The following is an 11,001-nucleotide window of genomic DNA, read 5'->3' as shown; positions in this document are numbered from 1 at the left end:
GGCGAAGAAGTCCGGCCGGTCGCGGCGCAGGTGCAGCAGCGCGCGGCCCAAGCGGTACTTGTCGCCCGCGAAACCCGGCGCGTCGGGCCAGGTGTCAAACCGGGCGGGATCGACGGGGCGGCGGTTGTCGGGGTCGGTGAGCGCCAGGTACGGCCCCATCGCGCCGCGGTAGACGTCCGGCACGCCGGGCATCGTCATCTTGAGCGCCAGCTGCGCAAGGCCCAGCACCTCGCCGCGGGCGATCAGCGAGTCCAGAGCCGGCGGCGGGTTGCGCCGCCACGCGGCGCAGAGCGCGTCGGCGAAGGCCAGCACGGCCGCCTCGGCCGCGTCGTCGGTATGCGTCCAGGTGGTGATGTCCTTGCCCTCGCGCAGCGCCTTGATCAGGTGATCGGCCAGCCGCGTCTCGAGATCCGCGTCGCTTTCATCCCAGACCGCCAGCGCCGCCTGTACCGCATACCAGCGCTCCTGCGGGCGCACGGAATCCGCGCCGGGCAGCGCCTGCGCGGCGCGCAGCAGATCGAAAAAAGCGTCGGGCAGGTGCGACATGGCCACCAGCCGCATGCGCGAATCCTCGGACCGCTTGGTGTCGTGGGACGACGTTAGCGTCATCGCGCGGGGATCGCGCCTGGCGCACCAGGCCTCGACTTCGGGCGCGCGGGCCACAGCGTCGTCGGGATCGGCGCCGACCTCGCAGGCCGCAAGGTACGCGGTCTGGCGGAAGGACGCGGTGTCCTCGTGCGCCTTGGCGATCAGCGCACCGGTAACCTGCTGGAACCGGGTGCGGAAGCGCTCGGCGTCGGGGCCGCCCGGGTCGGTCATGGCGGCGGTCAGCAGGTCGACCACGTCGCGGCTGCGCAGGTCGGCGGCGGCCTCGTCCGCGGCGGTGGCCATCAGCGCGCGGTCCTCGTCGCGCACTTGCGTGCCACGGAAGTAGGTTCGGTAGCGCGGGAAGGCGATCAGCAGGCCGATGACGGCCTCGCGCACGGCCTCGGCGCCGTGTTCGTCACCCGCCTCGGCCAAGGCGCGCTGCCCAAGGTCGATCATCAGCAGCAACTCGGAAGCCAGTTCCTCGCGCAGGATCTGGTGCTTGGCCTCGATCACGGCGGCGTGGAAATCGGTCTCCAGGCCGGTGTCGCGCGACCAGGCATCCAGCAGCGCGGCGTGCCCCTCGGCATCGGTCAGCAGGCGCGCGATGTGGCGCGCGGCCTCGTAGCCGGTGGTGCCCTCGACCGGCCAGTCGGGCAGCGCCTCGTCGCCGGTCAGGATCTTCTCGACCCAGATCGGGCAGTCGTCTCCCACCCGGGCGCGCAACCGTTCGAGGTAATCATCCGGATCGGCGAGGCCGTCCACGTGGTCGATCCGCAGCGCGTCGACCAGCCCGCGGTCGAGCAGGTCGAAGACCTTGGCGTGGCAATCCTGAAACACCGTTTCGTCCTCGATCCGCATGCCGATCAGGTCGGTCACGGTGAAGAAGCGCCGGTGCGTGATGCCGTCGCGTTCGCGCACCCAGTGCGTCAGCCGCCAGGGCTGGCGGTCGTGCACCTCGACCACGACGCCGCCGGACGTCCCCGGCGCCAGCGGCACCTCAAGCGCGCCGTCCGCGCGCAGCACGTCGCCGTCGATCTCCAGCCGCCCGGCCTCGAGCATCGTCTCGAACGGATCGGCCAGCCAGGGTAGCACCAGCCGCTCGGACCAGTCGATGTCGAAATGCCGCGCATAGCGGCTGCCTTCGCCGTGGCGCAGCACGTCGCGCAGCCACGGATTCTCGACCGTGAAGGCGGTGTGGTTGGGCACGATGTCCAGCACGACCCCCAAGCCCGCGTCATGCGCCGCCTCGGCCAGCGCGACATAGCCGTCCTCGCCGCCCAGCACGGGGTCGATCACCCCCGGATCGGTGACGTCGTAGCCGTGGGTCGAGCCGTCGGTCGCCGAAAAGATCGGCGACAGGTAGAGGTGGCTGAACCCCAGCTCCGCGAGGGTCGGCAGAAGCGTGCGCGCGTCGTCGAACGTCACCCCGTCGCGCAGCTGCAGGCGGTAGGTGGCGGTGGGATCTATCATGTGAACGTGACCTTCGTGGCAAAGCCGTAATTGTCTCCAGGCGCGCCCAGGATCAGGTCGGCGCCGGGCATGGGGTCGTGCGGGGTGCCGAGGGCGGCGACCGTCTCGATCTGGCCGGCCTCGAAGCGCCACAAGGCGCGCAACGCACGCGGGCCGGTCTGGCCGACGCCGGCCTCGACCCGCCCGCTGCGCAGCAAGGGCACGACTTTCTCGGCGCGGTGGCGCAGCAGCGTGCGGGTCAGCGCGTTCCAGTCGGCGGCGTCCTCGGGCGGGTCGTCGTAGGGGCGCGAGCCGGAGAAGGTGTCGCGCGCCACCGGGTCGGGCACGTCGCCCCCGAACGAGGCGAAGGCCTTGAACTCCTCGGCGCGGCCCTTGCGCACGGCGTCAGCCAGATCGCCTTCGAACCCGACGAAGAAACGGAAGGGCGTGCGCGCGCCGATCTCCTCGCCCATGAACAGCATCGGGATGTAGGGCGAGGTCAGCAGCAACGCGTGCAGCACGCGCATCGGATCCGGGCCGATCAGCGCGATCAGCCGGTCGCCCTGCGCGCGGTTGCCGATCTGGTCGTGCGTCTGGTTGGCGTTCACGAACGCGGTGGGCGGAAGGTGGCCGGACGGCGCGCCGCGCGGCTTGCCGTTGCGGCGCGGCTGGCCCTCGTCCACCTGCCCGCGCTCCAGCGCCGTCACCAGATCGCACATCGGGTCCACCGCGAAGGGCGCGTAGTAGCTGTCGGCCTCGCCGGTGGTCAGCGCGTGCACGGCATGATGGTAGTCGTCGTTCCAGGTGGCGGCGGCGGTGCCCTCGTCCTGGAAGACGGGCAGGTTGCGCTCGTCCTCGGTGACGAGGTGCACGAGGCGGCCCAGGCGCAGCGCGCGCAGCCGCTCGGCCATCTCGGTGATCAGGTGCGGCGTTCCCGGGTCGACGATTGCGTGCACCGCGTCCAGCCGCAGGCCGTCGAAGCCGTAGTCGCGCACCCACATCTCGGCGTTCTGCAGGGCGAATTCGCGCACCGGGCGCAGGCTGTAGTCGATGGCGGAGCCCCAGGGCGTGTCGGTGCCCTCGTCGAAGAAGCGCGGAGAGGTCACGTGCAGATACGCGCCTTCGGGGCCGAAATGGTTGTAGACCACGTCCATCAGCACGCCGATGCCGGCGCGGTGCGCGGCGGCGACGAAGTCCTTCAGGTCCTCGGGGGTGCCGTAGGCCGGGTGCGGCGCGAAAGGCAGCACCCCGTCGTAGCCCCAGCCGCGATCGCCGGCGAACTGCGCCACGGGCATCAGCTCGACCATGGTGATGCCGGTCTCGGCCAGCGCGGGCAGGTGCCGCGCGGCGGCTGCGAAAGTGCCTTCCTCGGTGAAGGTGCCCACATGGATTTCAAGGATCGCCGCCTCGGCCCAGTCGCGCCCGGACCAGCCGCGGGTGTCGGCGGCGTCGGGCTCGACCAGGATCGAGGCGTCGTGCACGCTGCCGTCCTGCCGGCGCGAGGCCGGGTCGGGCACGAAGGTGCCGTCGACGACGAACCCGTAGCGGTCGCCTGCGCGCGCGGAATGGCGGCCGCGCCAGACACCGTCGTCGCTGCGCTCCAGCGCCACGTCGGACCGATGCAGACGCAAAGCGACCTGCCCCGCGTCCGGAGCCCAGAGCGCGAAGTCCCACGTGTCGCCCGCGGCCGGGCGGGCTCCCCAGAAATGCGCCGGTGGCGCGGCAGTGTCGGTCATTGCGGCTCCTTGCGGTGGCGCGCGGCGGCGGCCCGGCGTGATCAGGCGAGGCGGTTCCGCGGCTCGGCCCGGCCTATCGCCCGTCCGGCCACCGCATGCGCCGGGAGGGCGGCAGGCACCGGATCGGCGGGCATCGGGTAAAGCCGGGGACGCCGCTCGGCGCGCCGGGCCATCATCGCGCGGGTCACGAGGCGGACGCCGCCCTCGGTGATCCGGAACCAGCGTGCATCCTCGGCCGTGCAGGCGCCGATCACGTCGGTCCTTTCAAGGCAAACGCCCGGAGCGACGATGGCGTTCCTGACCTGCGCGTCGCGGTGCAGGCGGCTGCCGGGCATCGCGACCACGTCGCGGTCGAGCCATGCGCCCGCCCCCGGGTCGATCGTCGCAGATCCGAAGGGTCCGGGGCAGAGAGCCGCGTCGCGTCCCAAAGCCGTCCAGACCGCGTGGTAGGCGTCGAGCGTGCCGACGTCCTGCCAATAGACCGGCGCGCCGTCGCGGCGGGTCGCCCGGTGGCAGGCGGCCTGTCCGGCGGCGACCGCGCGCGGCAAGATGTCATAGCCGAAATCGTCGCCGCCATCGGCCAGCGCGGCCTCGAGCCAGGCGAGGTCGAAGGCATAGATCCCCATGCTGGCCAGCGCGTGCGTCGGGTCGTCCGGCAGGCCCGGCGGGTCGGCGGGCTTTTCCAGGAAACCGGCGATCCGGCCCTTCGCATCCGGCTGCACGATGCCGAAGCCCGAGGCCGTGGCGCGCGGCACCGGCGTCACCGCGACCGTCACCGCCGCGCCCGAGGCCGCGTGGGCATCGAGCATGGCCGTGTAGTCCATCGAGTAGACATGGTCCGCCGCGACCACCAGCAGCGTGCGCACGCCCTGCCCGCGCAGCAGGCCCAGCGACCGGCGCACCGCGTCGGCCGTGCCCGAGAAGCCCTCGGGCCGGCCGGTCAGGCGCAGCGCCTGCGCGAAGATCAGCCCGCCGTCGAAGCGCGGCGTCCAGCGTTGGCTGACATGACGCTCGAGCGGGGCCGGCATGTATTGCGTCGCCACGACCACCTTTCGCAGGCCCGCCGACTGCAGGTTGGCCATGGTCCAGTCGACGATGCGGTGGCCCGGCCCGAACGGCAGCGCGGGCTTACATGTGGTGTCGGTCAATTCGTGAAGGCGCGACCCGCGGCCACCGGCCAGCATGATTGCGGCGACGTTATTTCCTGCTGGCATGTGCGTGATCCATGTGAAGAAGCTCACTGGAAACGCGGCATCGCGCGCCGTGTTCCGCGCAACCGGAGTGACCGTGCGGAAATCGTGCCGGCAGACTTATGCGCCTGAGCGCGCGGCCTTATCGGGCGTGCTGCGCCTCAGGCGCCGCTGCGCGCCACGGCGGGCACCGCGGCCGTGACGGTCGTGCCCGAGCCGTCGGTCTCGCGCGTGATCTCGCCGCCATGCGAGGCGACGAGCGAGGTGATCAGGTTCATGCCCGACCCACGCTCGGCCCCGTCCTGCGCGACCGCGCCGACGCCGTTGTCGCTGACCCGCAGCACGAGCGTGTCGCCGGGTTCGAGGCTGACGGCGATGTGGCCGCGCCGGCCGTCGGGAAAGGCGTGCTTGGCCGCGTTGGTCACGAGTTCGTTGACCAGCAGGCCGAAGGTCAGCGCGATCTCGCGGTCCAGCGTGATACCGCCCACCTGCACCGTCATGGTGATGTCGCGCCCGTCCAGCAGCGCGGTCTCGAGCGAGCGGCAGATCCCGTCGAGGTAGGACGACATCGCCACCTGCAGCCGGCCGTCGGCCTTGCGGTAGAGCGCGGCGTGCACGCGCACGACGCTCTCGATCCGCTTGGCCACCGCATCCAGCCGCTCGCGCGCCTCGGGCGATTGCGCGAGCCGACGCTCTAGTCCGGTCAGCGAGGACATGAGCGCGAAGTTGTTCTTCACCCGGTGGTCGAGCTCGCGCAGCAGCAGGTCGCGCTCGGCCAGGCGCGCCTCGCGATCCGAGACGGCGCGCCGTACCGCGCGACGGAACTGCTCGGCCAGCGCGACGATGGCGCAGCCCGACAGCACGTTGACGACGACGCGCGGCGCGTCGGCGGGAATGGCGAACCGGAAGCTGCCGACCTCGGGCAGCACGAAATACCACGCGTGCAGGGCGCCGATCAGCAGGGCGATGACACCGGCCTGCCAGCGCCCGAACAGGGTCGCGGCAAGCATGAACGGCATCGCGAGCGAGAACGGACCGGCGCCGGGATAGACCGCGTCCACCGCCGCACGCGCCAGCATCGCGGCCAGCGCGCAGCCGACGCCAACCAGGATCTGCGCCATCCACAGCGCCATCCACGGCGCCAGCCGGTCGGTCAGGTCGATCTCGGCCAGCGGCACCATGGCCGTCCGGGGCGAACCTCTGTCACCACTTGGCTCCGCACGCCGGAGGCGGATCTGAGGCGCGCGCAGGATTGTCGGCATCTAGGCTCTCCGCGGTGGAACGTTGTGAGGGACAGTGCAGCCGATCGCGGCGGAATGACAGCGCAGATTGACCCGATCGGGCCGTTTGGCGGATTTCCGCGACGCCTGGACCGTGCAGCAGCCATCGTGCTCGGTCCCGCGACTGTCCGGGGCATCCTTAACGGCGATCGCCCTGCCCCGCCCTTTCGTCGTCGCCCGTGCCTTCGTCGCCGCGCGCGGAAAGGAAGTGCCCGACACTCGACAGCGCGGGCACATGGTCGCAGAACGTCCGCAGGGCAACCAGAAGCGGCGTGGCGACGAGCATTCCCACCACCGACCAAAGCCACGCGAACAGCGTCACCGACAGGAACACGACGACCGGGTTCAACCGCAGCGACCGGCCCACCAGCACGGGCGTGATAAGCTGCCCCTCTATAGTGGTGAGCGCGAAGTAGACCGCGCCCACGATCACCGATTGCTCGACCGTGTCCAGCGTCACGAAGGCGATCAGCGACGCACCCAGCACGCCCAGCAGCGCGCCCAGATACGGGATGAAGTTCAGCAGGAACGCGGCCACCCCGAGCAGCGCCGGGTTGGGCATCTGCAGCCACCACATCGCCAGGCCGACGGCGACGCCGAGGCCCGCGTTGATCGCCGTGATCGTCAGGAAGTAGCGCGACAGCTTGCGTTCGATGTCGTAGGCGACGCGCACCGCCCGTCGCTTGTCGCGGAAGGTGGGCATCACGTGCACCAGCTTCTCGTTGAACATGTCGCCCGAGGCGAGCAGGAAGAACAGCAGGATCAGCGTGAACACCACCTGCGCCAGGATGCCCGGCAGCGACAGCGCCATCGACAGGGCACCGCCGCCCTCTTCCTCGACCTTCACGCGCTGCACGCCCGGCTCTTCCTCGCCCTCGGCAAGGTTGTCAATCTGCTCGGCGGCGTTGGTGACGGTCTCGGTGGTGCCGCGGATCTGCTCGATCTTCTCGCGCAGCTCGTAGCTGAGATCCGGCGCGCGCGAGATCCAGTCGCGCGCCGGCACCGCGAGGCCCGCGCCGGCGAGGATCAGCGCGCCCACCAGAACGGTCATGATGATGCCCGCCGCCAGCCCCGCGGACAGGCCCATCCGCTCCATCTGGCGGCGCAGCGGACTGAAGACCAGTTGCAGCAGCAGCGCCAGCACCACCGGCATCAGGAACGACCGCGCATAGGCCATGCCGCCGACGAGGAGCATGAGGAAGATGCCGATCACCGCCCAGGCCGGCGCGAATGACACGCGCGACCGCTCGGCGACGGCCGGGTCTTCGGCGGCGTCGTTATTATCGCTCACGGGCGTGCCCGCTTCGGCCGTGCGTCGCGTCGGCTGCGCTTGTGCTGATGTTCAATCCCCTGGCCCCCATCCGGCACGCGAGCGGCCGTCCTTGGCAAACAGGCCCACGTCGCGCTGGTTCCGGCGCGCGGGCGATTTTCTAGGCCTCGCTCCAGCCCGCCTCTTTCACGGCATAGACCTTGCGCGAGGCATGGTCGAATCCCGTGTCGTCAGAGAAGACCATGCGCGTGACCTCGATGCGGCGGTCGCCGACGTCGAGGATGGCGAAGTCGTTGTCCTGCCCGCGCAGCCGCGACGACGCCGAGGTGCCGCAGTGGACCTGCAGGGTCTGTCCGTCGCTCTTCCGGGCGACGAAGGGCTCGACCAGAAAGGTGTGCAGGTGGCCCGACAGGATCACGTGCGCGCCGCATTCGGCCCAGGCCTCGAGCGCCCGGGGCGCCCCGCGCATCAGCGACTTCTCGACCTCGGGGCGGTGGTGGAACGGATGGTGCGCCAGGATGATCGGCAGCCGGTCGCCGGCCTCGCGGATCATCCGGCAGACGCGCTCGATCTGGTCGTCGTCCACCCGACCGCGCTGGTGGCTCCAGCGGTCGGTCGTGTCGAGGCCGATGATCCGCGCCGTGTCGCTATCCCAGACCGGCTCGGTCTCCTGCGCGATCCAGCGGCGGTACGCGGCACGCGGCGACAGCAGCCGTTCGGGCAGGTTGAGCAGCGGGATGTCGTGGTTGCCCGGCACCGCGATCCACGGCGTCGTCAGCGCGTCGACGAAGGCGCGGGCCGCTTGGTACTGCGCGGTGCGCGCGCGCTGCACGAAGTCGCCCGCCACCATTACGAGGTCCGGGCTCGCCGCGGCGATGGCGGCGTGCAGGCGCGGCACCAGGCTGGGACTTTCGGTGCCGAAATGCAGGTCTGCGATCAGGACGAGGCGCATCAGTCCGCGTGCGGGCCCTTGTCGGTGTCCGCGTCGTCGTGCGGCACGATGACGCCCAGCGCGGACTGGTTCAGACGCACGGTGAAGGGACCCTTCATGCGCTCGCGCTCGCCGTCGCGGGCCACGAGTTGCTTAGATTTCTCCGTCCGGATCACGATCTCCTTTCCGGTCATCAGCCTGTAATCCTCGCCGGGGTTCACCCGCCGCGCGAGGATCTTGATCGCACGCCACAGCAGCATCAGGCGCCCGCCGTCGGGTGCGAGGTACAGCGCCAGCTGGCCGCCCCGGACCGCGTCGGCGCCGTCCAGCCCGTATTCGTCCAGCTGGTAGGGCCGGATCGCGATGAACGCCATGGGCGAGCGGACCTTGTGCTCGACCCCGTCGACCGTCACCGTCATCTTGAGCGGACGGTAGAGCGTCAGCATCGCCACGATCACCGACCAGTAGGCGGCGATGCGGCTGCGGCCCCAGCGGGCATAGATCTTCTCGCGCGCCTCCAGCACGGCGGCATAGGCGCCGAGGCTGGCGTTGTTGATGAAGGTGCGGCCGTTGATCTCGCCCAGCGCGATGCGCCGTTCGGTGCCGGTCTGCAGCAGGTCCAGCGCGTCGTCGACATCCTCGGGGATGTCCATGCTGCGGGCGAGGAAGTTGAACGTGCCCATCGGCAGGACGCCCATCCGGCTGTCGGTGCCGGACAGCACGCCCGCGAAGGCGCTGACTGTGCCGTCGCCGCCGGCAGCGACGACCGTGTCGAAGCCGTCCTCGACCGCCTTGCGCACCGGTTCCTCGAGGCCGGCCTTGTGGTCCAGCCAGCGCAACTCGAACCCGTCGGTGGCGTCGATCCGCTTTTCGAGCGCGTCTGTCTCGGCCCGCTCGCGCTTGCGACCCGAGGCGCGGTTCATCAGCACGCAGGTGCGGCCCGGCAGGGCGCGCGTCGCTGGCGCGGTCACGCGTCGATCCGGCGACGGGTCGGACGGGCTCTCGCCGGGCATGTCTGCTTCGGAGCGGGTCTGGCCCCGCGCGGGTCGATCGGTGTCTGTCGGATGCGTCATGACACTCACCCCCTCGGCCGGCCGCTGGGCGCGCGGGTCAGCACGACGACCGATTGCCAGTCGACGGCGATCGTGCCCTCGACGGCTTCGTCGGCCGCAGGCTCGTCACGCGCGGTGTCCAGGCGCAGGCCCCACTCGCCCTTGGGCAGGGTCACGTCCACGCGGTCGCCCGCGTTGAGGATCACCATGGTGCGATGCTCGTCGTCCGTCAGCTCGGCGATCAGCGTCTCGTCGCTCCAGTCCCCGTCCGAGGCTTCGCGCCCCTCGGGATGCCACCAGCGCACCACGGCGCCCTCGTCATGGCCTGCAAAGCGTTCGCGCCCCATCCCAAGCTCGCCGCGCAGCCGCGCCAGCGCGCCGGTGAAGCGGATCTGGTCGGCATCGGCACGCTCCCAGTTCAGCCACGTGGTCTCGTTGTCCTGGTTGTAGGCGTTGTTGTTGCCGCCCTGCGTCTGGCCGAACTCGTCGCCCGCCAGCAGCATCGGCACGCCCTGCGACACGAACAGCGACGCGAGCATCGAGCGCAGCCGCCGCTTGCGCGTGGCGATGACCTGTTCGTCGTCGGTCTCGCCCTCGATGCCGCAATTGTCGCTGAGGTTGTTGTCGTGCCCGTCGCGGCCGTCCTCGCCATTGGCCTCGTTGTGCTTGTCGTTGTAGCTGACCGTGTCCTTCAGCGTGAAGCCGTCATGCGCCGCCAGGAAGTTGATCGAGCTGGTGGCCGGCCGGTGATCGTGGTCGAACTGCACCGGACTGCCCAGCAGGCGTTCCGACACAGCCGATTTCAGCCCGTCGTCGCGGCGCCAGAAGGCGCGCAGGTCGTCGCGGAACTTGTCGTTCCACTCGCGGAAGGGCCACGGGAAGGCGCCGACCTGGTAGCCGCCCTCGCCAATGTCCCAGGGCTCGGCGATCAGCTTGACGCCGCGCAGCACCGGGTCCTGCCGGATCGCGGCGAAGAACGCGCCGCCCCGCTCGAAGCCCATTTCCTCGCGCGCCAGCGTCGAGGCGAGGTCGAAGCGGAAGCCGTCCACGTGCAGCGCCTCGACCCAGTAGCGCAGCGAGTCGAGCACCATGCGCAGCACCATCGGGTTCGACACGTTCAGCGTGTTGCCGGTGCCGGTGACGTCGAAACCGTGGCGCGGATCGTCGGGCGACAGCAGGTAATAGCTGGCGTTGTCGATGCCGCGGAACGACAGCGTCGGGCCCATCTCGTTGCCCTCGGCGGTGTGGTTGTAGACCACGTCGAGGATCACCTCCAGCCCGGCCTTGTGGAAGCGGCGGATCGCTTCCTTGACCTCGCGCAGGTGCCCGCTGGCCAGGTACGGCCTGTGCGGCGCGAAGAACGACAGCGAGTTGTAGCCCCAGTAATTCGACAGGCCCTGGTCGGCCAGGTGCCGGTCCTTGACGAAACCGTGGATCGGCAACAACTCGACCGTGGTGACGCCCAGCGCCTTGAGGTGCTCGATCACCGACGGATGGCCCAGCCC

At 70.6% G+C, this 11,001-nt stretch carries 8 protein-coding genes; all 8 read right to left on the bottom strand.

Annotated elements, in window-relative coordinates:
• Positions 1–2,058 (bottom strand): malto-oligosyltrehalose synthase (treY, locus tag ACFDTC_RS03685; protein WP_375257519.1); only part of this gene is annotated, 2,058 nt, incomplete at its 3' end.
• The gene (treZ, locus tag ACFDTC_RS03680; RefSeq protein WP_375257518.1) at positions 2,055–3,773 is read right to left on the bottom strand and encodes a malto-oligosyltrehalose trehalohydrolase; all 1,719 of its coding nucleotides are present in this window, start codon (positions 3,771–3,773) and stop codon (positions 2,055–2,057) included. The genes treZ and treY, both read right to left, overlap by 4 nt.
• Positions 3,774–3,814: 41 nt before the next feature.
• Positions 3,815–4,987 carry a sugar phosphate nucleotidyltransferase gene (locus tag ACFDTC_RS03675; protein ID WP_375257517.1) on the bottom strand — a complete coding sequence of 391 codons (1,173 nt, stop codon included), beginning with the start codon at positions 4,985–4,987 and terminating at the stop codon, positions 3,815–3,817.
• 137 nt (positions 4,988–5,124) lie between these two features.
• Complete coding sequence (locus tag ACFDTC_RS03670; protein ID WP_375257516.1) at positions 5,125–6,144, bottom strand: sensor histidine kinase; 1,020 nt, start codon at positions 6,142–6,144, stop codon at positions 5,125–5,127.
• Positions 6,145–6,382: 238 nt separating this feature from the next.
• Positions 6,383–7,534, bottom strand: coding sequence for an AI-2E family transporter (locus ACFDTC_RS03665; RefSeq protein ID WP_375257515.1), 1,152 nt, complete (start codon positions 7,532–7,534; stop codon positions 6,383–6,385).
• 139 nt (positions 7,535–7,673) lie between these two features.
• Positions 7,674–8,465, bottom strand: a complete 792-nt coding sequence (locus tag ACFDTC_RS03660; RefSeq protein WP_375257514.1) for a metallophosphoesterase family protein — start codon at positions 8,463–8,465, stop codon at positions 7,674–7,676.
• Positions 8,465–9,517 carry a diacylglycerol/lipid kinase family protein gene (locus ACFDTC_RS03655; protein ID WP_375257513.1) on the bottom strand — a complete coding sequence of 351 codons (1,053 nt, stop codon included), beginning with the start codon at positions 9,515–9,517 and terminating at the stop codon, positions 8,465–8,467. The genes ACFDTC_RS03660 and ACFDTC_RS03655 overlap by 1 nt, the downstream gene beginning before the upstream one ends.
• Positions 9,518–9,522: 5 nt before the next feature.
• Positions 9,523–11,001: glycogen debranching protein GlgX (gene glgX, locus ACFDTC_RS03650; RefSeq protein ID WP_375257512.1), on the bottom strand; the 1,479-nt coding region annotated here is incomplete at its 5' end.

It is taken from the genome of Citreimonas sp. (assembly GCF_042096055.1).
GTDB lineage: Bacteria > Pseudomonadota > Alphaproteobacteria > Rhodobacterales > Rhodobacteraceae > Citreimonas.
Note: the sequence above shows the minus strand (reverse complement) of the source record. Positions and strands in the feature narration are given on the sequence as shown.

What these genes read in the sequence shown, in the direction of transcription:
- treZ (WP_375257518.1), bottom strand. Translation starts at nt 3,773, where the DNA reads ATGACCGACACTGCCGCGCCACCGGCGCATTTCTGGGGAGCCCGCCCG.
- ACFDTC_RS03675 (WP_375257517.1), bottom strand. Translation starts at nt 4,987, where the DNA reads ATGCCAGCAGGAAATAACGTCGCCGCAATCATGCTGGCCGGTGGCCGC.
- ACFDTC_RS03670 (WP_375257516.1), bottom strand. Translation starts at nt 6,144, where the DNA reads ATGGTGCCGCTGGCCGAGATCGACCTGACCGACCGGCTGGCGCCGTGG.
- ACFDTC_RS03660 (WP_375257514.1), bottom strand. Translation starts at nt 8,465, where the DNA reads ATGCGCCTCGTCCTGATCGCAGACCTGCATTTCGGCACCGAAAGTCCC.
- ACFDTC_RS03655 (WP_375257513.1), bottom strand. Translation starts at nt 9,517, where the DNA reads ATGACGCATCCGACAGACACCGATCGACCCGCGCGGGGCCAGACCCGC.